Origin of the sequence: Spirosoma luteum DSM 19990 (assembly GCF_000374065.1) — a bacterium.
Classification (GTDB): domain Bacteria; phylum Bacteroidota; class Bacteroidia; order Cytophagales; family Spirosomataceae; genus Spirosoma; species Spirosoma luteum.
The window spans coordinates 91,715-116,538 of sequence record NZ_KB893246.1; the positions used below are offsets into that span (position 1 = coordinate 91,715).

The window sequence follows — 24,824 nt, forward strand, 5'->3', positions numbered from 1 at the left end:
AAAGAACGAAAGAGTGGCTTATGTGGCATCGCTCTTTTACTCTTTCGCTCTTTCACCAATTGAGTAAGGTATAATAACTTCGAAGGAACTTCCTTTCCCGGGCTGACTTTCGACCGTTATCTGGCCGTGATGCTGGTCAATAATCTTTTTAACGTAACTCAATCCTAATCCAAACCCTTTCACGTCGTGCCGGTTGCCCGTGGGCACCCGGTAAAACTTCTCGAATATCCGGCCTGCCTCATCTTTGGTCATACCTATACCTTTGTCGGCAACGGTAATGCTCACCCCCTCGGGCAGGCTTCGGGTACTGAGGGTAATATGCGGGCTTGCGGGTGAATATTTCAGGGCATTGTCCAGCAAATTATAGACAATATTGGTCAGGTGAAGTTCATCGGCCTCTACCACTTCCTGGTCGGCATCAAAATGCAGGTCAACTTCACCGTTCCGCTGCTCGATTTGCAGCCCCAGATTATTCAGTACTTTTTCAATTACGTCATGCACATTGACGGATGACAGATTGAGTCGTATTTCACCCCGGTCCAGCAGGGCCATTTGCAGTACTTTCTCCACGTGCGAACCTAACCGGCGTGTTTCATCACGGATAATTCCCATGTACCGGGTTAGCCGGGAATCGGGCTGTTCGTCCGGCTCCCACTGATTTACCGGGGCGTACACTCCCACCAAGGCTTTCTTGGAAGACTGAAGCTGCTCCTGCGCCATTTCAACGGCCAGCGAGATGGTTGAAATAGGCGTTTTGAACTCATGGGTCATATTATTGATAAAGTCGTTCTTGATGTCGGCCAGTTTTTTCTGCTGAACAATCGTGTTGATAGCAATGTAGAAGCAGGCCAGAATAACCAGTATCAACACCACCGATGCCCCGGACATAAACCCCAGCCGATCCAGAATGAACTGCTGCTGGGTGGGAAAATACACATACACGTAGTTGCCGGTTTCCAGCAAATTATTCGGGAACAGTGCTGCTTTATAACCCACTTCATCAAATTGCCGGGCTTCGGTGCCCATCGAGGCAAACAGGAACTGGGGCTGATCCTGCACCCGGACTGCGTATGAAAACGGAATACGGATTCCCCGCTCTACCAATGCCTGCCGAAGTAAGGTATCGAGTGCCAGCCGGTTAATACGCGCCTGAATGGGCCGGTCGGATAGTAACAGTCCTTTAAGCACGTCCTTAATCATGTGCGACTGTTTTTCTGCCCGGTTCTGACTAGTGCTGGTCGGCGAAGTGGGCAAGCCTGACTTCACCACTAGGCTCCCCCTGTTTACGGATTCTTTTTTCTGGTATAGGTTTTTGTTAGCCATCCGTGGTAACGAATCATACTTGACCTGATTGTTAATCCGGATTAACTCGGTCGTCAACACCTTTTCGACCCAATGATCGAATAACTGTTTTTGTACGATTTGGGCCTGCCAGTCACCCACTGCCATAAACTCGTTCTGTTGCCGGATAAACTCCTCCACAATGGCCGATTGCTCATCCGTTAGTGGGTGAACGATGGGGTGCAGTACGTCGGACTGAACGACAATTGCCCCCGCAGAGGCCAGCCCGGGCGGCATCATTTTCCAGGCCAGTGGCCGTTCACTTTCTGCTCTTTCTTTTCTTGGGTGACCAGCCGGTTTTTTGGTGGATACCTCTTCTGACTGTCTGATAGATTTACTACGGTCGTCTGATGCCTCGGAAACGAGCTTATGATCTTTTTTTGCAATGGCCATCAGGCTATTCTGTTGTTCCTGCGCCTGAACCCGCTGCTTAGTCAGGTATACAATCTCCTGCCGTTCCAGCGTTCGAACGACTTCCTGCAACGCATCTGTCACTTTATAGGCAAACTGCTCTTTCTGTAATTGTAGCGCACTATTAATCCAGTACAATTGCAGGCCTACCAGCCCCACTAGTCCAATGGTCATCAGTGCAACAATCCAGCGTATTCGTTGTCTCGTCATTTTTTCACCTCCCTGTGCAACGGTTTACCATTTTTTTTCATCTATAGTAAACCGCTATAGCTATTGGTAAAACTACGAATGGAATGAGCTGTTCATTAATTCGTTAACAAACTTTAACAGTCCGTCTACAACCCATTCACCAGTTTTTTAATCCTAACGTTTATACTTTTTTAATCGCATGAAAAAAACAGTCTTAACCTTCTCCCGGTTCACATTGGCCCTGTTGCTAACCGTTGCCCTAAGCAGTTTTGCGCTGGCCCAGGCCCCGGCCACACCCTCGAAAAAAGCAGAAAAAGACGAGGTTACTGTCCGAATTATCGAACGCAATGGTACGACTGTCAGAGAAACGGAACGTACTTACCGCGCCGATGACATGAGTGATAATGACCGTGATAAACTCGTTACGAAGCTGGTCGATTCACTCAAAACAACGCGCAAGGATAAAGGACGCACGCAGATGACTATTGTTATCGAAAGCAACGATGGGAATCGGATAGTGACGCGCGAACGCGCCAGACCTGAACTCAAAAAAGCGCCCAAAGATGCCTATGTACAACGGAACAGGCTGCCCAGAGCGAATAACAACTCCAACAACCAGGCATGGCGGTATGAGTTTCGGCAAAACTTCGACTCGCTGGCCGACCGGATGAACCGGTTCCGATTTGAATTTCCCCGGGATTTTGACCGGCAGATTGCCCGTCCTTTTGAAAACTGGTCCCAGAATTTCAGTAGCAAACCCGCCAGTATCCGTGGCCTGGATGCCTATCCCAATAACCCGGACCGTAATCAATTAAACGTCCGGTTTTCGGCCCCTGCCAAAGGGGATGTCAGCGTCATTGTCACTAACACGAAGGGGAAGGAAGTGGCCAAACGCGAGATAAAAGATTTCTCTGGTGAGTTTGTTGGCCAAATTGACCTGGGTAAACAATCACAGGGAACCTATTTTATTACCGTCACCCAGAACGACGATGGGGCAGTGAAACGAATTGTGGTAGAATAACGATGATGCCAATCGGGTGAAGAAGACCTACTTCCGGTTCCGATCTTCTTCACCCGATTCAACCAGCGAAAAATATTTTCAAAAATACAGTACTATGTATTGCAAGATACCAAAGAAAACCCATATCTTTGTATTGTTCTTAAACACATCCGCTTATGAAAACTGTAGTTGTCGCTGGTATGTTAGTAGTAGGGAGTAGCCTTCAGGCATTTAGCATGGGGCAACCGCACAATGTATTTGCGGCCCGGAAGCACATGCGTACAAAATACTCCGTATCCGCTGTAGAACAGAAGGCAGTAGAACAGAAGAGCGATGCCTCGCTGTGTTGGCAAACTGTAGTGAAGGCTACCAAAACCATGTTGAATGACCTGGTGTTCGTCGCTTTTTCGCACATCAGTCCAGTGCACAGCTTTTGAGTTATTCGTATACTTTTTCCCCGCGTTTCAGCCAGATGCCCCACAACCGGGAGTAGGCATGAACACGCTGCGTTGGTTTCCCCTGCCCATTTACTACGGGATTCCCTTCATTTACCCACTCAAATAAGCTACCATAGAGATTGTGTACGTGCTGATAGCCAGCCGCCATTAGTTTCTCTCCTACCTTTTCGCTTCGGTAGCCTACCGAACAGTACACAACGATATTCCCGTCTTTAGGAACGTCTGCTACCCGGTTCAGCTCAAATTCATCGTAGCCAACCCACTTCGCTCCGGGCAGATGGCTCACGTCATACTCCTCTTTCGTACGGGTATCCAGCAGAATAGCATCCGGCTGTTTCTGCAAAGTTGCTACGCTCATTAGTGGTACCGTCTTCTTGTATAAGGCATCAAGCATAGTGGCATAGGCTTTGCTGTTTATTTGGGCATCACTACCAAACGATATACTAAGCAAGGCTCCCAGTAAAATCCATCCTTTTTCCATTAGTCATTGTCAAAAAGCCAGAGGATGACGTGTAATACACTGGTTATGACAAATAAACTACTGACGTTCAAATTTGTCATAACCAGTGTATTACACGGATTTCGGGCTGTGAAAACTACATTTGATTTTGTATTAATCCATTACGAAGAACGATTTGGCTACATTATTTCGTTAAAAACTTAAACAATTCAATGATTAGAACCGTATTTCGATAGTCTTTGGCTATTTTTATGGTTTGCCAGAAACTACCGGTAACTGACTTTACTCCTTACTGACCGATTGCCCATGCGGAACATCATTGTACGACCAATTTTGCTTGTTGTCCTGCTGTCCGTCAGTTTACTAACTGCATTTGGCCTAACCAAGCCGGGCCGTAGCTTCCTGCACCGCCTGTCTCACACCAAACGAGTGAGCAGGCCTGTGGCCAAAAAACCCCTTGTTCGTGCCCTGGCAACAACGGTAGCATCTTATAAATTCGGGCCCGCTGCCCAGCCAGTTGAAGTATTTGCCCTGCCGGATAGTGGACAACAGTGGGTAGACAGAGTATTCCACTCCCTCACACCCGAACAAAAAATTGGTCAGTTTTTTATGGTGGCAACATTCTCCAACCGCCATGAAAATCATTATCAGTATATCGACAATCTTATTCAGAACAACCATATTGGCGGTTTGATTTTTTTTCAGGGTGGTCCCCATCGTCAGGCTATTCTGACAAACCGTTATCAGGCAGAGTCGAAAGTACCCCTGCTCATTGGCATCGACGGAGAATGGGGCCTTGGTATGCGGCTGGATAGTACGATGGATTTCCCAAAACAAATGTCGCTGGGAGCCATTCGGGATAATGAGTTGATTTACCAGATGGGCGCGGAAATCGGACGCCAGTGCCAGCGGCTTGGTATTCATATCAATTTTGCCCCCGTTTCAGATATCAACAGCAATCCAGCCAATCCGGTCATTGGGGTTCGCTCCTTTGGCGAATCGAAAGAGAATGTGGCCCTGAAAGCTTCTGCTTATATGCGTGGTTTGCAGCAAACGCACGTGATTGCTACCGCCAAACATTTTCCGGGTCATGGTAATACCAGTGCCGACTCGCATCATACGCTGCCAACGGTAGCGCGGTCGTCGGAACAAATGCGCGAGATTGACCTTTACCCGTTTCGCAAGCTCATTGCCGACAGTTTGATGGGGGTTGTAACGGGCCATCTGTACGTACCGGTTATGGATAATACCCCGGCACTGGCCGCGACGTTATCCGAGAAAATCGTTACGGAACTACTTAAGAAAGAACTGGGATTCCGGGGGCTGGTCTTTACGGATGCGCTGAACATGGGGGGCATCAGCCGGTCAGCCAAAGCACTGGATGTCAACCTTCGGGCATTGATAGCGGGCAATGACATCCTGCTCTACCCCGAAAACGTTCGTGAAGCGTCCCTGCATATCCTGAGTGCTGTTCAGCAGGGGATTATTTCGCAGGAGTTTATCGACGAAAAGGTAAAAAAGATTCTTCGCGCCAAGTATTGGGCGGGCCTCAATCAATACAAACCCATTGATCTGGCCAACTTATCCACCGACCTGAACGCGCCCGAAGCTGAACTGCTGAAACAGAACCTTTGTGAGCAATCGGTTACGGTGGCTGAAAACAAATATGACCTATTACCCTTAAACCGGCTGGATACGCTGCGGCTGGCTTCGATAGCCATTGGTGCCGAGCCGGGAAATATATTCCAGAAAACACTCAATCAATACGCGCCCTTCGAGACGATTGCGCTGCCTGACAAACCCGTTTCGGAGGCTAATCTGGCCGGTATACTGGAAGATATTGGCGATGCCAATACAGTAGTTATCAGCTACCATCGCATGAGCGAATCGGCCAGTCGACAGTATGGCCTTACAAAGCCATCCCTCGATCTGATAAGCCGCCTTAAACAACGGGGTATAAAGGTGGTCGTTACCGCATTCGGGTCGCCGTACAGTTTGCCGAAGTTTGCCGCAGCCGATGCCCTGGTTTGCGCCTATCAGGACCTGGATGATATGGAGCGCGTAGTGCCTCAGATACTGTTTGGTGGGTTGGGCGCGCGCGGTATGCTGCCCATTTCTATGGGTGAGCTGAAAATGGGCATGGGCCTGAAGTTGAATCCGGCAGGGCGGTTATCGGCCGGTTCGCCCGAAAGTGTTGGCATGAAGTCGTCCATCCTGAATCAAATCGATGCAATTGCGCAGGGAGCCGTCAAGAACCATGTAGTTCCCGGATGCGAGATTCTGGTGGCTCGTAAAGGCAAAATTGTGTACAGCAAAAACTTTGGTGCATTGACCTACTCCCCCAATTCGGAGAAGGTAACGGACGAAACCCTGTATGACCTGGCTTCACTGACCAAAGTACTGGCCACGCTGCAATCGGTTATGGTTCTCTATGACCGCAAGCAGATTGACCTGAATCAAAAAGCATCCGTCTACCTGCCCGAATTGCGGAATACCAATAAGCAGAATATTGTGCTGACGGATTTACTATGGCACCAGTCAGGGATGGTATCGTATTACCCCACGACCTGGGACCGGACCCGACTACCCGGCGGGGGGTTGAAAGCCAGCTATTACTCTGCTACCCACGACAGTTTACACACCCTTCAGATTGCCCCTACCCTTTGGGGTATTCCGGCCCTGCGCGATTCGGTCTGGAAGTGGGTTATTCAATCGCCCATGTCGCGCAAGATGGACCAGTCGGGTAAACCTGCCTACGTATATAGCGACCTCAACTTCTTGACGCTGCAAAAGATTGTAGAACGGGTTAGCGGGCAACCCCTCAACAAGTTTGTGACCGACAATGTGTATAAACCGCTCGGGTTACACCAACTAGGATTTACCCCGTTGCAGCGGTTATCAGACCCTGTGTGTGCCCCAACCGAACAGGACACCTATTATCGGAACCAGCTACTGGTGGGCACCGTACATGACCAGATGGCGGCTGTACAAGGGGGTATTTCGGGCCATGCCGGCCTGTTTGGTAACGCGCGTGATATTGCCACACTGCTACAGATGAACCTCCAGAAAGGCGTGTACGGTGATCAGCGTATTCTGAATTTGATGACTGTTCCTTATTTTACCCAGACGCTCAGCAACCGAAGTCACCGCGCGCTGGGCTGGGATAAGCCAAATCCAACCAGTACGAGTAGTGTGTACATGGCCCAACAGGTTTCACCCCGGTCGTTCGGCCACACCGGTTTCACGGGTAATGTGGTTTGGGTTGACCCCGACGATGAGTTAATTTTTGTCTTTCTCTCGAACCGTATTTATCCTACAGCCGGTAATAACTCCATCAACACGACAAAACTTCGTCGGCGTATTCACGAAGTAATCTACAGCGCGGTACAGTAGTGGTGTCCTGATTGAATGGAGGCACACAGCTTTCATTTACATCTATTTATTGCGTCATTTGTGGCCACTTCCGGCATGAAGTGGCATTTTTATTGCTATGTGTACCAAACGGGATTATTGCTATAATAATTTACTAACTACCGGCAGCTAAAATACTGATAGCCAGTAAACTAACAAAAGCCAATCCGTTATACTCTCCCATCGAAATTCCTCTTCCCTGCGTATGCAGTTTACCTTTAGACGCTGTTGCGCCTGTTCATTTTTCATATGAGACGTACACTTTACGCTTATCTATTCATCTGCCTGAGTATGGCCGGGTTGTCTACCCGCAGTACAGCGCAGACTATCTCGACCGGGGTGGTCAGCCCAGTCAGCGTTTGTCCCGGTGGAGCCGTCTCTATTGCGTATACTGTATCTGCATCCTTTGCGGCTGGAAATACCTTCTCGGCACAACTCTCCGACGCAACCGGCGTATTCCCGGTAAAACCAGTGGCAATTGGTACACTGGCCAGCGTAACATCGGGGACTATCAATGCAACAATCCCCTCATCGATTGCCGCTGGCACTGGTTATCGGGTTCGGGTATTGGCCAGTGCACCAGCGCAAACAGGGTCAACCAGTTTGGCCTCTCTCACCGTTAACGCTCCACTTTCGCCGGGTATAACAACGCCCGTTGCGTACTGCGTGAACCAGGTTGCGTCTCCGCTGGTAGCCACCCCTTCTGCCGGAGGTACGCTGCAATGGTACGCATTAAATGGTACATCAACGAGTGCCACAGCCCCAACCCCTGATACCAAATCAGCAGGTCCAACATCCTATTCGGTCAGCCAGGTGGTTGGTGGCTGCGAAAGTGCCCGTAGTGTTATTACGGTTAACGTATCAACAGGCCCCAATGCCCCCGGTGTATCATCCGTCAGTTACTGTATTGGTCAGTCGGCTACTTCATTAACGGCAACGCCATTGCCCGGTGCTGCCCTTACCTGGTACACGTCGACATCGGCAAGTGTAGGCTCTTCCATTGCCCCTACGCCTTCGACAAAAACCGCTGGTACTACTGTATATTACGTAAGCCAGCGTATAGGTTCCTGCGAAAGCCAGCGGGCCAGCCTGGTTGTGACGGTAAACGGCGCACCAGACGCACCAACCGCCATTGTCCCTGCTCCTTATTGCGCTGGAGCGGTGGCGACATCACTAACAGCAACCGGGCAGAATCTGAAATGGTACGGTACAGCCGCAACAGGTGGCACCAGTTCGTCCGTAGCAACGATACCCAACACCGCAGCGGCCGGTACACTGGATTATTACGTCAGTCAAACAGTGGGTGGCTGCGAAAGTGCCCGCACCGGTATTGTCGTGGTTATAAACCCTGCCCCATCCGTACCGGCAACTATTTCGCCTGCCTACTGCCAGAATCAGACCGCTAGTGCCCTTACAGCAACACCGGCTGCTGGTGGCACACTTAACTGGTATGGAACGGCACCAACGGGAGGAACTGCGTCTACTACAGCCACTATACCCTCCACCGCATCGGCGGGTACGGTCAATTATTACGTCAGTCAAACAGTAAGCGGTTGCGAAGGTCCCAGAGCCGCTATTGGCGTTATCACGAAAGCAACTCCCGTTGCTCCGGGCATCATAACTCCCATTACTGCCTGTCAGAACCGGACCGGCTATGCCCTGGTAGCGACGCCCTCCGCTGGTGGTGCACTTAACTGGTACGGCACTTCGGCAATGGGGGGCACAGCAACCTCCAATCCTGCCTCCCCATCCACTGCGTCCGTAGGCTCGACCCTGTACTACGTCAGCCAAACGCTGAGTGGTTGCGAAGGCCCCCGGGCCTCCATTACCGTTTCTGTCAACGCTGTTCCTGCTCCGCCATCGGCAACTCCCCCCCGTACTTACTGCCAAACCGAAACGGCATCTCCGCTGGTAGCCAGTGGATCTGCTCTGAAGTGGTATGGACTAGATTCTACGAACCGGAGTCCAACCACGGGTGCAACTGTACCACTTACCAGTTCGGCCTTTGTAGGGAGCAGAAATTACTACGTTACCCAAACCGTTGTAGGGTGCGAAAGTTACGTTCGTGCCATTCCGGTTATTACCAAAGTTACCCCCAACCCACCCGCGGTTCAGGAGGTGAGTTTCTGCCAGAATTACCCAGCGGTGCCGCTTACGGCCACACCGGTCCCGAATGCAACTCTCAACTGGTATGGCGAGAATGCATCGGGCGGTACGGCTTCTGCGGCTCCCCCGGCCATTCCCACCAGTGTCGATAAAACATACACTTTTTATGTTAGTCAAACACTCGATGGCTGCGAGTCGGGCCTGGGAAGTGCCGCGGGGCGGGCCGCTATACGGGCACGGGTCAAACCAACGCCTGGTGCGCCCGGTGTAAGCCCGGTAAGTTTCTGTAACAACGGTCCGGCTCAGGCACTGACGGCGAACGGCACGGGGCTGACGTGGTACAACGGGGCAGACAGTCCGCTGGGAGTTACTCCCATACCCGGCACGAGTACGGTAGGGAATCAGGTATACAAAGTAACCCAAACCTCCGGCGAGGGATGCGAAAGCCCTAAAGCCAGTCTAACGGTTATTATCAATCCCCTGCCCGGTCTGCCAGGGGTATCGAATTTGACGTATTGCCAGACGCAGCAGGACCAGCCTCCGCAAAACCTCACACCCTTAACGGCCAGCGGACAAAATTTGAGATGGTACAATCCCGATGGCAATGCCTACCCTAACGCCCCGATTCCGGTAATTGACCGGGCGGGTACCCAGTCGTATCAGGTTAGTCAGACCGTTAGTAATTGTGAGGGCGCCAAAGCAACCATCCAGGTCAATGTCAACACCTTGCCTGCTCCCACTACGCCAAAAGCTGTTGTTACCTATTGCGTAAACGCCAAAGCGGTTCCACTGGAGGCCAGTGGCGAAACAGGCAGTCAGTTAAGATGGATTGACCCCTACGGGCGGATTACCCCTGATGCGCCTACACCTTCGACCCTGAATACCAATGTAGTGCCCGGTGGGGATCCTTTTTACGTGTATCAGATTGGGACCAGCGGATGCTATAGTCCCCGGGCCATTGTAAAAGCAGTTGTTACGTCACCACCTACCCTGGCTCTGGTTGCCCCTGTTGCGAGTACGAACCTGGGGCAAAGAGTACCCCTTCAACTGACGTTTACCAGTTCCGGCCCGTTCACGTACACCCTTACCGGAGGGTACACCGGTAGTTCCATCACATCCGATACCACTATTTCGGTGCTACCCAGGGGAAACACCATCTATCAGGTCGAGACCGTTTCAAATGGGTGTGGCCTAGGGTTACCCGGTAGTCCGGCTACGGCTCAGGTAACTGTTCGGGTACCAACTATAGCAACCAGTGCACTAACGGCTTCTACCCTTTGCGTTGGTGGGTCACTCTCCGTGCCTTTCACCACAACGGGCGCGTTTAATACTGGTAATACTTTCAACTTCGAAGTGGTTAGCATGGTCGACACAACGAAGAAATACGATATACCCGCCACGGCCACCGGATCACCGGTAACCGCTATGCTGCCCACTACCCTACCCGGAGGAGACTATTTTGTTCGTGTCAAAGCCAACAACCCGGAAATTGGCATTATCGGCAGCAACAGTCCTACCCCATTAACCGTGCGCGCACTGGCCAGTGCTGTTCTGACGGGTTCACAAACCATCTACGAGTCCATCCCGGTTAACCTGACCATGACGCTGGGGGGTGATGGGCCATGGGCCATTGTGTACTCGGACAGTCTCCGCAGTTATGCTGCTACGGCGGATAGTAATCCCTATTTTCTGGAAGCCCGACCCACTCAAACAACTACCTACCGGTTGACGAGTGTACGTAATGTTTGCGGCAGCGGGCCCGTTTCCGGCCTGGCCACTGTTATAGTAGTACCCTTGCTGGGTGTAGTTGATAACCCGCTCGATCCCCTGGTGAAAACCTATCCGGTTCCTGCCGCCACAACACTTCTGGTTGAATTAGATGTACCTTTGACCAAGCAACCGGCCACCCTGTTATTGACCGATGCGAGTGGGCGACCCATCCTGCAGCGCATAACCCGTGATCGGATTAATGAACTGGACCTGACCACTCAACCCAACGGACTGTACCTGTTGCGCATCCAGGTTGGAGACCGGCAAACCATTCGTAAAGTGATGAAACAGTGAGTAATCAGTCGGGTAGTGGCTGATTGCCGAATCGATCCTTATGCCTGACGAGTACTTTATGGAAATGGCACTGATCCTGGCCGAAGAAGCCGCCGATAGCGGGGAGATTCCCGTTGGTGCGCTGGTCGTTTGCCGGAATCGGATTATTGCCAAAGCCCGTAACCAGACTGAGCAACTCAACGATGTAACGGCTCATGCCGAATTGATGGCCATCACAGCAGCCGCGCACTACTTAGGCAGTAAATACCTGACTGACTGCACGCTGTACGTAACCCTGGAGCCCTGTGTTATGTGTGCAGGTGCTTTATTCTGGGCGCAGCTGAGTCGGCTTGTTATTGGCGCACCCGATCCAAAACGGGGCTATAGCCGCATCCAGCCCCCCTTACTCCACCCTAAAACCCGACTCGAAACGGGTGTACTGGCCGAAGAAAGCAAAGCGTTGCTTTCAAAGTTTTTCGACCGGTTAAGAACATAAACTCCTGTCGACGTGTTAATTTAACCGAATAATCATTCATTCTAACCAAGCAATATAATGGCTTTTGTATTAGATCCTCTTCCCTACCCTAGTGACTCGCTTGAACCTAATATCGACAAGCAAACGATGGAAATTCACCACGATAAGCACCATAACGCTTACGTGACAAACCTGAATAATGCCATTGCCGGTACAGAAATGGAAAGCAAATCAATCGACGATATTCTGGCAAACATCAGCAAAGCACCCGTTGCTGTTCGGAACAACGGCGGTGGCCATTACAACCATACATTGTTCTGGAATACCATTTCTGGCAATGGTGGTGGCGAACCAACGGGTACGCTGGCCGATGCCATCGATACAAAATTTGGCTCTTTTGCTACTTTCAAAGAAGAGTTTACCAAAGCAGCAACCACCCGCTTTGGTTCGGGTTGGGCCTGGCTTATCGTAACCGCGGAGGGAGAACTAGCCGTTACGTCGACACCAAACCAGGATAACCCGCTAATGGATATTGCCGAAATGAAAGGCTTCCCAATTATTGGGCTTGACGTTTGGGAACACGCTTATTATCTGAAGTACCAGAATAAGCGTCCCGACTATATTGCTGCCTATTTTAACGTGGTTGACTGGGCTGCCGCTGAAAAGCGCTATCAGAAAGCCAAACAGGCTTAGGGCGTTATGAATTATAAATGATGAATGCTCTTTTTTTTGGTCATTCATCATTTATAATTCATAATTCATCATTACTTTTGCACTCCCAAAAACGGTGATTGTAGCTCAGTCGGTTAGAGCGCCGGATTGTGGTTCCGGAGGTCGCGGGTTCGAGCCCCGTCTTTCACCCTGGTTAAAGCCCTGACGTTGTCAGGGCTTTTTTTGTTTGTACTCAAGCTCATTGGTACTTGCCCGGCTGTAATCTTCTGCAATAAACGCATAGTCTTTTTGTAGTTATTTATCTTGTTTAACGTTTAATTGAAAACATTGAACAAAATTTCCAGAGATGGCGTTAACGGGTTACTAATCAGCACAACTATGAGTACGTATTCAATCAAAGATCTGGAACAACTTTCGGGCATCAAAGCCCATACGCTCCGTATTTGGGAGCAACGCTATGCTATTATAGCCCCACAACGGTCAGATACCAACATTAGAGCTTACGATGACCAGGATTTAAAACTGGTACTGAACATCGCGATGTTGAAAGATAATGGCTATAAAATCTCGGATATTTCAAAATTATCCTTGGATGACCTGTACAACAAGGTAATTACGGTCACCAATAAACAGCTTAACTACCCTGATCAGATTCAGGCACTTACGCTGGCCATGCTTGATTTCAATGAAGACAGATTCGAGCAGATTATCTCTAGCAACATTGAGCGATTTGGCTTCGAGAATACGATGATCCATATCATCTATCCCTTCCTGAATCGTATCGGAGTCTTATGGGTAACCGATACGGTGGGCCCCGCTCAGGAACATTTTATAATCAACCTGATTCGACAGAAACTAATCGTAGCAATCGAGGAAAACAGGCTTGCCAAGCGGGCAAATGCGGAAAAATACCTGTTGTTTCTTCCGGAGGGCGAATACCACGAAATCAGTCTGTTATTTGCCAATTATCTTATCTCAGCCCGGTCAAACAAAGTTATTTACCTGGGGCAGAACCTTCCGTTCGATGAGTTGCAACCAGTTTACGAACGGTATAAACCCGATTATATATTTACCGTTCTAACCTCTTCATTTTCAAACCATGATGTGCAGCCCTATGTAAATCGGCTAGCTGCGACCTTCCCGGATACGCAAATACTGTTGACTGGGTATCAGGTAGTAGGACAAGACATTGATACGCCGGACAATGCCAGAATAATAAATCAGATAAGCGACCTCATTCGTATCCTGACGTAAGTTAATCCAATTGGCAGCGTGTCTATCAGGCATACGTTGAATATCATTCTTAGAAACTATTGTTCGGCAAATGCTAATGCCCGTCGTTCTGCATAGGTATACAGGTCGCCCGGTACCTGAAAACCTACGTGACCACCCGTTCGGGGCGTTTCCAGAAAAATATGTTTGTGGGTTTCCGCTAACCAGCCCGGCGAGCATTCGGGTGATAGCAGTGGGTCATTCTGCGCGTTGAGCAATAGCGTCGGGACGGTGATACCCGCCATAAAATTGATGGCTGAGGCCTGGTTGTAGAAATCATCAGCATCCCGGTAATTATTGACGGGTGCCGAAAAAAACTCGTCGAAATCACGCCATCGCTTCACCTGTTGTAGTTTACTCATATCCAGCCGTCCGGGAAAGCGGGTAGCCTTCTGATTTATCTTGACCAGCAGCTTTTTCCGGAACCGATTCCGATAGAACCGGTTGGAGGGCTGGTCGAGCAGGACAGCACTGGCTCCCAAGTCAGTAGGCGCTGAAATAGCTATGCCCCGCCTAATAACATCGGGTAGCTGATGGCCATTGACGCCAAGGTATTTTAGGGTAATATTCCCCCCCATGCTGTAGCCAACCAGTACTACTTTCTGGTAATCTCTGGTTTTCAGCGCATGGGCAATCACTTCGCCAAAGTCACCGATTTCGCCGTGGTTGTACAGCCGGAATGCCTGATTCATCTCCCCGCTGCACGACCGGCAGTTCCAGGCTAATACGTCGTAATTATGCTCGGAAAAAAGTTTGGCCGTTCCCCGAATGTATTGCCGGTTACTGTCTCCTTCCAGTCCATGCGTCAGAATAACCAGTTTCTTTTGTGCCTTGTCGATCCAGTCCAGATCAACGAAATCACCATCGTGCAGGATCAGGCGTTCGCGCTCATAGGTAACGTTGCGCACCAGCCGCGTGAGGCTGGGCAGAATAGTTTGCAGGTGGCCATTATACTGGTGAGCGGGTGGCCCGGGATAAGTAGAAAGAATTAGCGGCATATTAACTAAACAACGGATACATTTATACCGTTGTTCCAGCATAATTTTATCGTCATGCCCATTGCCAAATACGCATCCGTCATCATTGCCAGTACGATAAAGTTTCTGGGTGGGCCACTGTCGGGCGCTGCGCTGGGATTATCATGGCTGGAAACGGCCCTTTGCACTACCCTTGGAATGATGATCAGCGTAATAGTCATAACCTACGCCGGGTCCGCTCTACAGGCCTTACGGCAACGCTACAACCCCACCCCCACCCGGCTCTTTACCAAACGGACACGCATGGCCATTCGGGTTTGGCAACGCTCGGGTATGGCAGGAATTGCGTTACTAACCCCCGCAATACTCACTCCCATTGGTGGTACTATTCTGGCCGTTTCGTTCGGTGTAAAGCCGGGCCGACTGATTCTATATATGCTCATCAGCGGGATTCTCTGGGCTATCGTACAAACACTGCTTATTTATCAGATTCCCGGCCTGAAGGGTATTATGGGGTAACATGACGCTCAGCGGCTTACCGTCTGAGGAGGAGCAGTAGCCGACTTTTTCCGGAAGTCACCCTGCGAGAAGTGTTTCTCAATCAGGCAGTACATCAAGATAAAGAAGTAGCGGCTACCCATTTCCTTGATTTTCAGTTTCGACTCCCCGTACTTCCGGTTTGTCCAGCTGTTGGGCACTACTTCGTAGGTATAGCCGCGCACAATCGCTTTCAGGGGCAGTTCAACGGTCAGGTTAAAGTGCGGAGCCAGAAAGGGTTTGATTCCTTCAATGGTTTCACGCCGGTACAGCTTGAACGCGTTTGTGGTATCGTTGTATTTGATGCCCATCGTCATCCGAACAATGAAGTTGGCGATGCGATTGATGAACTTCTTTAATTCGGGGTAGTCGACTACTTTCCCTCCCTCTTCCCAACGGGAGCCAAATACAGCATCGGTACCGGTCTCCTGCATTTTACGATAGAACTTTACCAGATCCTCCGGGTCGTCGGACAGGTCGGCCATGAACACGGCTACACAGTCGCCGGAGAAACGCTCTAACCCGTAGCGCACGGCGTACCCAAACCCATTAGGCCCCGGATTGGTGTAGTACACCAGCGTTGGTATTTCTGTAGCGGCAAGCTGCTCCAGAACCCGTAAGGTGCCATCCTTTGAATTGTCGTTCGTCACACAGATTTCGTGATCGATTCCGTGTTTAGACAATGTCTGATAAAGCGCGCGCAGTGTAGGGGGCAGCGACTCTTCTTCGTTGTAGGCGGGTATGACAACGCTTAATTTCATAGGTAATCAGGTGCGGGTCTTCCCGCCATTAGGGTGGATACTTACCGATAGGGCAGCAGGCGTAGGGTGCTATAGAGCTTAGCTATCGGCCCTGGTACAATATATTTTCTAATAACGTCTTTGGCGGCAGGCCAACCGGGTTTGGCCATATTGAGGTACTTTATGGCGATGCGCGCCCGCCGGAAGTAACTGCCCTCATATTGCCTGGCATCAAGCATCATGCGGTAATAACGGGCCATGTTCCGGCGCAGAACGGTATCGTACCGATAATCGAGTTCCCGATTGATGTCGCTGTACATCTGGATACGATTGCGCAGAAAAACCTCGTTCTGATAGTTATCGTGAAAACTGGCTCCCGCACTGTTTTTTCGGTACACCGACATCACGTCGGGTATGTAGCCAATCTTACCCAGTTTGGCCTTTAGAATCAACCGCGGAATATCCCCACTCGACGATTCCCGGAACCAGGCCGGGTATTCGCGGATGCTGTTCCGGTATAGAGTACTGGACGTAGCCATAAACCAGATTTCATCATCGCCAATTAAATCATCGACCGTATAAAACGGCTTCATGTCGGGTCCGTTGAGTACGTGCGACGGACTACCGTCCTCGTAGGTAATCAGCGCATTATGGAAGGTCATGGAATAATCCGGATGCGCGTCCAGGAGATCAGCCTGTTTCTGGAGTTTCAGCGGGTCAGTCAGGTAATCGTCTCCATCTATGAGGGCATAATACTCCCCTTTGGCCAGTTTCAGGGTTTCCAGAAAATTGATTCCCCCATTTTTGCCCATGTTGTGGGGGTGCAATACGCCAATCACCAGGCCCGGATGCTGACGTTCGTATTCCTGAATGATTTCCCGCGTGCCATCCGTTGAAAAATCATCCCCAACCAAAATTTCGATAGGAAACGTAGTCTTTTGCGCCAGAACACTGTCAATAGCCTGCCGAATAAAATTCTTCTGATTATAGGTGATAATCAGTACGCTGACTTTGGGCATAATCAAAAGTTTTGGGTTTACGGTATCCGGTTGGCTGACGCATAAGGTATATTGGCGCGTCAGCCAACCGGATACCGTAACCTCTATACAGTCACCTCTTTGGCCGATTGGATTTGTGCTTTCCAGCCCTGAGGTTCGTCTTTTTCGGCTGGCTTGGCCCAAGGGTCGTAAAAGGGTAGAATAGCCACCCAGCGCCCGGCGGGATCATCCCAGCTAAACCGGTCGGCAAAACTCGATGGGCTAACCCAGTGCGGCAAATCGTACCGGAACAGAATCAGATCGCCCATGTCCTGATACCCTTCCGTTTCAACAATATGATCGTTGATAACGTAGCCCGTACCACCCGATGAGTAGTCCTTTCCGTACTGATTCAGGGCTAGAATAGTCCCTACTTTTTGCGGGTTGAGCGGGTGCCAGTGCCGCCCAAAAAAGCTGCCGCCCAGTGGGTAATGCGTCACCTGCGGATGGAAATAGGGTTGCCCTTTCCGGATACCGTATTCTTCGTTATTGCCGGTCAGGCTATTCCAAAAATTACGCATCGGCTGGAATACCTGCATCAGCGTCTGCTGGGCTGGCTCTTCCAGGTCAAGGATAGCATCGAATGTGTGGTCGTGGAACAACTGCGGAGCCTGCTGAATTTTAGCAATGTGCAGCCGTTGTTTGTGCTGGTTGTTGTCGAACGGATCGGGGGCTTCGGCCAGGGGTGTTTTAGCTGCCCAGGTATGGGTAGCCGTAATCACACTACGCAAGGTTTCTTCCGGAATCCCGGTTTTGATGATGACGATGTTCGGCTCGTTCACCAGTTTCATTACCTCATCGTACGGAATTTCCGGTATAATCCGGCCATCCTTAAATTCGGCATCAACTTTTATCAGATATTTTGCTACTTCTTTCATGGTCGTCGTCTTACTGATTTACTACAAAATAGGTGGCTATCTTCATAAAATCCAAATTCTACCGGGCTGATATTAATCTGTTTTGGGCTGGGTGGCATAGCCAAATCCTGACGCACCAAAACCATTACCATTGTAGAACATAATCCATTGATTCTGGTGCGGAAAAATATGACAATAATCCATCATCATTGAATCCCATCCCTCATCCGACCGTTCGATACCAGCCAGTTCATCGCGCCGGGTCCAGTTGATACCGTCTTCCGATTCGGCGTACCCAATTCGGTAACTACGCTGCACATCGGTACGGTAGTTGGTCGCATTCCGGTAGGAAAAATACATTTTGTACAAATTTCCTTCTTTGTACACCGTTGGTCGCCCGATGGCATCGGTAAATTCATCGTAACTAACACAAACCTGTCCCGTTCGTTTCCAGTCAAGCCCGTCGTGAGATTCGGCGTATTTTACATCGTAGAACGGTTCCGGATGGCCATCAATGACTTCAATCTTCGTGCAGGACAGGTACCACATCCGCCACAACATCGACCCATCGGCCTGTTTTTCACGCATCACACAGGGCTGCGCCACCCATACCTGGTCAAAGATGTAGCGGTCCATGAGAGGCCCGGTAAATTTCCGCTCGAACGTCAATCCGCCATCCCGACTAATGGCCAGTCCAATGGCCAGTCGGTAACTGGCTGTTTCGCTTTTGTTCCAGCCCGTATAGTACAACCAGATTTCGTCGTCGACGGGCAGGAACCAGGAAGGCATCGTTCCGGTTTCGTCAAACATGCCCACTTCGCCCCTGGTCAGGCAGGCTTTGTCGTGTACGTACGTTACCTCGGACAAGTTATCGGGATTCAGCTCAACGAAAGAGACCGCCGATGCGATGCTCTCATCGCGGGTAGAGAAATATACCCGCAATTTGTCGGCCATAGGGTAGCCAAACGGAACCTGTGCGTGCGTACGGCTGAATGGCTGAGTGCCATCGGGTTTGTAAATTAAACCTTGTTTGTTCCACATAAGAAACTAATTTATTGAACGTGAGCGAGTGGTTTTCCGGTATCCGGACTGGCATTGACTCTGTCTTTCCGAACGTAAATACGGGTATCGTTTACCAACCCCAGGTAGGTATAGTGCGTTGCCACAAACCGACCGAGCGGTTTAATCATCTCATGCCCCTGCGTTTTTCGGTCATTCATCCAGAGGTTCTGGCTACCAACGGCATCCACAAACACCGGCGGAAACGAGCGCAGGAAGTCGGCTAAGTATCGCTGTTTGTAAACAGCCTGCATGGGATGCATGAAAGCACTTCGAATGGTATGATTTTCGGCAACACCCTGCTGCATATTCGCCTGAACGTAATAATCGCAGCGCCACCCCCAAACGGCCAGTTTTTCGCCGGGTTTAGCATAGTGCCGTACTACGTTGGAAACCGGCGACTGCTGAACAGTCCAGCCATTCTGCCCATCGGATGGATACATATTGAGAGGAATCTGTTGCCTATAGTGCTGAATGGCCTGTATCCCGAACAACCCCAGAAAAATAGCCGTTGCCGCTACCCCAATCCATTTACCGACAGCCCCGCTTAAACTAAGTTGCTGCCACCCGTAGGCGAAGCTAAAAAACAAGGGGCCAATGATAAAAAACAGATAATGCACGTAACCGGAACCGGTTCGGGTAATGGCAAACAAAGTAGCTACGAACAAAGCACCAACAAACCCGCTGATACGCCACATACCCTGGTTTGTGCGAATACCACGACGCAGGGATAGCACAAAACCCACCAGCCAGATACTAAAAATAAGCTTAACCAGCCAGTCGAATTCGCTGCCTCGCTGCAGAAACGTTGGCAGTTGGAGCAGGCTCTCCAGCTGATTGGTATCACCACCGTATTGAAAATTACCTTTCAGATAGAACGTGACGAAGTCATCGTACACCCCGGTTGCTGTTGTCAGTAGAACAACGAGTAGCGGAAAGGCAAAACTACCAATAACCAGCCACGCTATCCGGCTCACTTTGGCCTTTGTGGTTAGTTCGACCCGTGTCAGTATATCCAACAGCATAAACAGCCCTACCACGGCAGCTAATGGTATGGCCTGTAATTTTCCAAACGGAACCATCCCGAGCAGAAGACCAATAAGACCAATCCGGACCAGAGAAGGTTTCTTTTGGTCTAGCAAAGTAGCGTACAGGTAATAACTCAGGCCAAGCAGCAGGAGTGCAACCAGTTCACTGTTGTAGTGTAAAAAATCACCATTCTGGGTCAGGCCCAGCATGAACACAAACGGCAGTAGTACTAATGCAGAAACCACCTGACCAAACCACCGGCCTGCTACCACAAAAAGTAACCACAGGTAGCCGGAAACCAGACAGAAAGCCGTAAGATGAGCGGTAATATAATCGAAAGGTAGTCCGAAAAGCCCCGGTATAATAAGGAAATAACTATCCAATGGGCCACCCGTTGTTCCATCCACGGACCGAAAATAGACGGGGTCATGGTACAGGGTAAAGGCCTGCGTTATCATCTGACTCTCGTCCGGATTTATTTCAGCATTGAAAACGATGGTCGACAGCCGCAATAGAAAAAACAAGGCGATTGACAATAACCCAACCAGTTTCCAGTCGATAAGCGGCCGCTGAATCAATGACCGGGCGGCCAGCCAGAGCAACGCCCAGCAGAGCGCATAAACGGGTAACCAATAAGCAATCGGGTATGTGTCGAAGTGGGGCATTCGGGTTGTACAATGGAACCATGGTGGCTGATTTCTTCGGCGAATCAGCCACCATGGAACCTAGTAATAACTACTTGGCTAGCGCCAGGCGGGCTGCCATACTATCGTGAATCTGGGCCATCGTTTCTTTCAGGTCGTAAGTCCAGTTCCAGTCCGGGTAGTGCTGCTTGAATTTCGTAAGGTCGGAGATGTACCAGATATGATCGCCACTGCGGTTTGTTTCCGAATACTGGTAATTCATTTTGTTGCCCGATATTTCTTCGCACAGCGTAATGGCTTCGAGCATGGAGCAGTTGGCATATCGGCCACCGCCCGCGTTGTATACCTCGCCCGGACGCGGGTTCTGATAGAAATGCCAGAACATGTTGACAAGGTCCCAGCTGTGAATATTGTCGCGAACCTGCTTACCCTTATACCCGAAAATGGTGTACTGGTTGCCGGTGATAGCGCATTTCATCAGATACGACAGAAAACCGTGCAACTGCGCACCCGAATGGTTTGGCCCCGTCAGGCAGCCGCCCCGGAACACGCCGGTATTCATCCCGAAATAGCGACCGTACTCCTGAACCATAATGTCAGCCGCTACTTTAGAGGCCCCGAAAACCGAGTGTTTGGTATGGTCGATGCTCATGTGCTCGTCGATACCGTTCTCAAAATAGGGGTGGTTCCGGTCAATTTCCCAGCGCGTTTCGGTTTCAATCAATGGCAGGAAGTTCGGGTTATCGCCGTATACTTTGTTGGTCGAGGTAAAGATGAACACCGCTTCCGGGCAGTGCAGCCGGGTCATTTCGAGCATGTTGAGCGTCCCAACGGCATTGACACCAAAATCGGTGAACGGTTCGCGGGCGGCCCAGTCATGACTGGGTTGGGCAGCGGTGTGTAAAACCAGTTTTATATCGGTGCCAAATTCCTGGAAAATTACCTCCAGTTGCGATACCTCCCGAATGTCGGCTGCCCGATGCTGGTAATTTGGGTAGGCTTCAGCCAGGCGGTTTTTATTCCACTCGGTCGAGCCGTCAGCCCCGAAGAAATACTGCCGCATGTTGTTATCAATCCCAATAATGAGATCAAATTTATCGGCAAAAAAGGCAACGGCTTCACTCCCAATCAAACCGGCCGAACCTGTGACTAATGCAATTTTCATGTCTCTATTTTTGCTTAAAAGCGACTAGCTATTTAAATAGTACTCTTTTACTGAGTCGGTACTGCTGAACAAAGTAACGTAAAAATTTACACCTATTATAGCCAACAGACCGTTTAGGCGTGGTAACAAAAGAGCTTTTCAGTAAGCGGTCTCATACTATAAAAGCGATTAACCAGTACGTACGCACTGACTAATCGCTTTTACATTTTCGATTGCTAGCCGTTATATTCCCTGGCCGGATGTACCAGGGCCAAACAGTTTTTCGCGAATTTTTTGGGTTCTTGCGTCCAGCGCCGGGTTTGGCGTGTACTGATAGCGTGACTGTACAGCGACTGAATCCCTGCCTAACCCATATACTTCTTCATCGCCAGCGCGGTAATCTGAGCTGTAATCATTAGCCCGGTTGTCGGTTTGGCGAATGGTATTATATTTTTGATAGTCGCAGGAGGCCAGTGATAATACCGACACCACCAAAAGACCTATATTTAGTACGCGCTTCATAGCTACTTAATTACGAATTGATTCGGCAAAAATAAGCAACAGTCTTTAGTCAACCGTATTTGTGCATTAGTTTTTTCTTCATCCGTTGCGCATTTATTAAAATGTGGGGTTACATCCTCCATATGCCACGGTGCAGCTACTGTTTCAACTGACGAATTTCTTCCGCTACAAACCCCATCAGTTCCCGGATATAATTGCGGGAGAAGTCGAACGGTACGTTGGCAGCCGCGTATATGTCCCGGATAGGGGTTTTGTAACCCAGACTGAGCGCCCTTTTGTAACCTGCCAGACCCAGCGCCGGATCTTTACGGTAGTTTCGCCAAACCCCGATGGCTCCTAGCTGCGCAATACCATACTCAATGTAGTAGAAAGGAACTTCATACAGATGCAGTTGCCGCTGCCAGATGTATTCCTTATAAAAAGCGAATCCGCTCCAGTCCGTTACGGTATCAGCAAACTGCGTATATATCCGTATCCAGTTTTCGCGCCGTTCAGCATCGGTGTGGGTCGGATGCTCATAAATCCAGTGCTGAAATTTGTCGATGGTCGCTACCCAGGGCAGGGTTTCAATGATGGATTCCAGATGCTGTAGTTTGGCCCGGCGCAGTTCGTCCGGGTTATCGAAAAATACGTCCCAGTGTTCCATCGACAGGAGTTCCATGCTCATGGAAGCCAGCTCGGCCACCTCCATTGGCGGGTTACGGAATGCTTTTAAAGGCAGTTCGCGGGTCAGGAAAGAGTGGACTGCGTGGCCTCCCTCGTGTACCATCGTGACCAGGTCGCGCAGGCTCGACGTGGCATTCATGAAAATAAATGGTACGCCAATTTCTTCGAGCGGATAATTGTATCCGCCAGGTGCTTTCCCTTTTCGTGATTCCAGGTCGAGGTGACCCATAGCCCGCATAATCCGTAGGTCGTCGCCCAGTTCCCTATCCAGCCGGTCGAAGCACTTGATGGTTTTTTCGAGTAACTCTTCACCCGTAGCAAAGGGCTTCAACGGCGGGCGCCCTTCCACATCCACTTTAGTATCCCAGGGACGTAGCGGATTTACCTGTAGCTTCTCTTTCCGAGCAGAAGCCAGTTCGTCCAACAGGGGAACAACCGCTTCGGCTACCGACTCATGAAAGTTTACACAATCCTGCGGGGTATAGTCAAACCGCCCGAGAGCTGCAAAGGAGTAGTCCCGGAAGTTGGCAAAACCAGCGTTGATCGCTATCTGATGGCGCAAATCGCGCAATCGGTCGAATAACTGGTCCAGCGCTTCGTGGTCCTGATACCGCCGTTCCCATATTTTGCGCCAGGCATCTTCCCGCACCGCCCGGTCGGTAGATTGCAATCGGTCGCTGGCTTCGGGCAAAGTCATCTCCCGGCCATCGATGTTTACCGTCATAGCCCCGGCAATAGCTCCGTACTTCCGCTCTTCGGTCTGCAAGTCGGTTTGCAACGGGATATTTTCATCGCGGAAGATTTCGATGGCTTTTTTCATACCCCGCACCATCACCTCATAGCCTTCATCGGTCAATTCATTGATGTAAGGGCTATTTACGGCTTTCAGGTCCAGGTCGTTGCCATAGGCAGTCATGGGAGGTTGAATCTCCGCAATAAAAAAATTAAGGTTGTTCACCAGCTCTTCGTTGGCCGTATCGCAGGTCATGCGGATGTACCGCCAGGCAAAATCCTCCGACAGATAGGACTCCAGTTCACTACGGTCCACAAGCCACTGCTTCAGTTCATGAGCGGTGCTGATTGGGCGGTCCAGTAATTCGTCGTAAAATGGTTTCACATCGTCCCAACTCTGCAACGCTATGGATTCGCCAATGAACAGGCGTGCCGGACGGGTGGGTACAGTTATCGTTTCGTCAAAAGTCATCGGTATCACAGACTTTAGTCTGTTTTAAAGAGAAAAAAACGGCACAAAGTCCGTACTAACTTAATCCCGTTTAAAACTTTTTTGTTCACAAGTTTGTATCTACGAAAAAATTCGTATATGTTTACTACGAAATTATTCGTAGATTAATTATGAAGCCAACTGACGCTGAACTGGAAATTCTGCATGTACTCTGGACCAACGGCCCCAGCACAGTACGGCAGGTACACGACGCCCTGAGTCAAAACCGGGATTTAGGCTATACGACAGCCTTAAAGCTGATGCAGATTATGGTTGAAAAAGGCTTGCTTACCCGCCAGGAGGATGCCCGGTCGCACACGTACACGGCAGCCGTCAGTGAAGAAGCAACACAGCAGGGATTAGTCGACCGCTTTGTTGAAACGGCGTTCCGGGGATCGGCGTCCAAACTGGTTATGCAGGTATTGGGCAACCACAAAGCCTCGCGGGAAGAGCTGGACGAGATTAAGCTGTTGCTGGATAATCTGAACCGTCACGATACCCCGGCGTGATTTACAGATTTACCGGATTGCCCTGATTTTGTGGCTATAGTGT

At 50.2% G+C, this 24,824-nt stretch carries 20 protein-coding genes and 1 tRNA gene; 10 read left to right on the forward strand and 11 right to left on the reverse strand.

Annotated features, from left to right (window positions below):
• Nucleotides 1–36: 36 nt before the first annotated feature.
• Nucleotides 37–1,962, reverse strand: a complete 1,926-nt coding sequence (locus B156_RS0104870; RefSeq protein WP_026260610.1) for a sensor histidine kinase — start codon at nt 1,960–1,962, stop codon at nt 37–39.
• Between the two features lie 178 nt (nt 1,963–2,140).
• Between B156_RS0104870 and B156_RS0104875 the strand changes: the two genes are divergently transcribed.
• Nucleotides 2,141–2,962 carry a T9SS type A sorting domain-containing protein gene (locus B156_RS0104875; RefSeq protein ID WP_018618524.1) on the forward strand — a complete coding sequence of 274 codons (822 nt, stop codon included), beginning with the start codon at nt 2,141–2,143 and terminating at the stop codon, nt 2,960–2,962.
• A 155-nt stretch (nt 2,963–3,117) separates the two neighbouring features.
• Complete coding sequence (locus B156_RS0104880) at nt 3,118–3,378, forward strand: hypothetical protein (protein WP_018618525.1); 261 nt, start codon at nt 3,118–3,120, stop codon at nt 3,376–3,378.
• 1 nt (nt 3,379) lies between these two features.
• Here the strand turns inward: B156_RS0104880 and B156_RS0104885 are convergent, their stop codons facing one another.
• On the reverse strand, nt 3,380–3,880 hold the full coding sequence (locus tag B156_RS0104885) for a rhodanese-like domain-containing protein (RefSeq protein ID WP_018618526.1): 501 nt from the start codon (nt 3,878–3,880) through the stop codon (nt 3,380–3,382).
• Between the two features lie 285 nt (nt 3,881–4,165).
• Here B156_RS0104885 and B156_RS0104895 point away from each other — a divergent pair, with 285 nt between their 5' ends.
• From B156_RS0104895 to B156_RS0104925, 6 genes are all read left to right on the forward strand, one after another.
• On the forward strand, nt 4,166–7,252 hold the full coding sequence (locus tag B156_RS0104895; RefSeq protein ID WP_018618528.1) for a serine hydrolase domain-containing protein: 3,087 nt from the start codon (nt 4,166–4,168) through the stop codon (nt 7,250–7,252).
• Nucleotides 7,253–7,519: 267 nt separating this feature from the next.
• Nucleotides 7,520–11,440, forward strand: a complete 3,921-nt coding sequence (locus B156_RS0104900) for an Ig-like domain-containing protein (RefSeq protein ID WP_040585122.1) — start codon at nt 7,520–7,522, stop codon at nt 11,438–11,440.
• A gap of 40 nt (nt 11,441–11,480) precedes the next feature.
• Complete coding sequence (locus B156_RS0104905) at nt 11,481–11,915, forward strand: nucleoside deaminase (protein ID WP_018618530.1); 435 nt, start codon at nt 11,481–11,483, stop codon at nt 11,913–11,915.
• 57 nt (nt 11,916–11,972) lie between these two features.
• Complete coding sequence (locus tag B156_RS0104910; RefSeq protein WP_018618531.1) at nt 11,973–12,587, forward strand: superoxide dismutase; 615 nt, start codon at nt 11,973–11,975, stop codon at nt 12,585–12,587.
• A gap of 93 nt (nt 12,588–12,680) precedes the next feature.
• Nucleotides 12,681–12,756 (forward strand) — tRNA-His (locus B156_RS0104915).
• Between the two features lie 188 nt (nt 12,757–12,944).
• On the forward strand, nt 12,945–13,820 hold the full coding sequence (locus B156_RS0104925; RefSeq protein ID WP_018618532.1) for a MerR family transcriptional regulator: 876 nt from the start codon (nt 12,945–12,947) through the stop codon (nt 13,818–13,820).
• Nucleotides 13,821–13,876: 56 nt separating this feature from the next.
• Here B156_RS0104925 and B156_RS0104930 read toward each other — a convergent pair whose 3' ends face one another.
• A complete protein-coding gene (locus B156_RS0104930) occupies nt 13,877–14,836 on the reverse strand; it encodes a YheT family hydrolase (protein ID WP_018618533.1) in 960 nt (319 codons plus the stop codon).
• Nucleotides 14,837–14,890: 54 nt separating this feature from the next.
• On the opposite strand from B156_RS0104930, the gene B156_RS0104935 reads away from it, so the two are divergent.
• Nucleotides 14,891–15,334 carry a hypothetical protein gene (locus B156_RS0104935; protein WP_040585195.1) on the forward strand — a complete coding sequence of 148 codons (444 nt, stop codon included), beginning with the start codon at nt 14,891–14,893 and terminating at the stop codon, nt 15,332–15,334.
• Between the two features lie 8 nt (nt 15,335–15,342).
• On the opposite strand, the gene B156_RS0104940 is transcribed toward B156_RS0104935, so the two are convergent.
• From B156_RS0104940 to B156_RS0104975, 8 genes are all read right to left on the reverse strand, one after another.
• A complete protein-coding gene (locus B156_RS0104940; protein WP_018618535.1) occupies nt 15,343–16,113 on the reverse strand; it encodes a glycosyltransferase family 2 protein in 771 nt (256 codons plus the stop codon).
• Nucleotides 16,114–16,154: 41 nt separating this feature from the next.
• Nucleotides 16,155–17,111, reverse strand: coding sequence for a glycosyltransferase family 2 protein (locus tag B156_RS0104945; protein ID WP_018618536.1), 957 nt, complete (start codon nt 17,109–17,111; stop codon nt 16,155–16,157).
• An 83-nt stretch (nt 17,112–17,194) separates the two neighbouring features.
• A complete protein-coding gene (locus B156_RS0104950) occupies nt 17,195–18,007 on the reverse strand; it encodes a hypothetical protein (RefSeq protein ID WP_018618537.1) in 813 nt (270 codons plus the stop codon).
• 72 nt (nt 18,008–18,079) lie between these two features.
• Complete coding sequence (locus tag B156_RS0104955) at nt 18,080–19,027, reverse strand: glycoside hydrolase family protein (protein WP_018618538.1); 948 nt, start codon at nt 19,025–19,027, stop codon at nt 18,080–18,082.
• 11 nt (nt 19,028–19,038) lie between these two features.
• The gene (locus B156_RS0104960; protein WP_018618539.1) at nt 19,039–20,739 is read right to left on the reverse strand and encodes a hypothetical protein; all 1,701 of its coding nucleotides are present in this window, start codon (nt 20,737–20,739) and stop codon (nt 19,039–19,041) included.
• A gap of 70 nt (nt 20,740–20,809) precedes the next feature.
• Nucleotides 20,810–21,883 (reverse strand): NAD-dependent epimerase/dehydratase family protein, encoded by a 1,074-nt coding sequence (locus B156_RS0104965; protein WP_018618540.1) that lies wholly within the window; start codon nt 21,881–21,883, stop codon nt 20,810–20,812.
• A gap of 222 nt (nt 21,884–22,105) precedes the next feature.
• Complete coding sequence (locus tag B156_RS0104970) at nt 22,106–22,384, reverse strand: hypothetical protein (protein WP_018618541.1); 279 nt, start codon at nt 22,382–22,384, stop codon at nt 22,106–22,108.
• 136 nt (nt 22,385–22,520) lie between these two features.
• A complete protein-coding gene (locus B156_RS0104975; protein ID WP_018618542.1) occupies nt 22,521–24,254 on the reverse strand; it encodes a M3 family oligoendopeptidase in 1,734 nt (577 codons plus the stop codon).
• Between the two features lie 149 nt (nt 24,255–24,403).
• Between B156_RS0104975 and B156_RS0104980 the strand changes: the two genes are divergently transcribed.
• A complete protein-coding gene (locus B156_RS0104980) occupies nt 24,404–24,781 on the forward strand; it encodes a BlaI/MecI/CopY family transcriptional regulator (protein ID WP_018618543.1) in 378 nt (125 codons plus the stop codon).
• Nucleotides 24,782–24,824 lie beyond the last annotated feature (43 nt).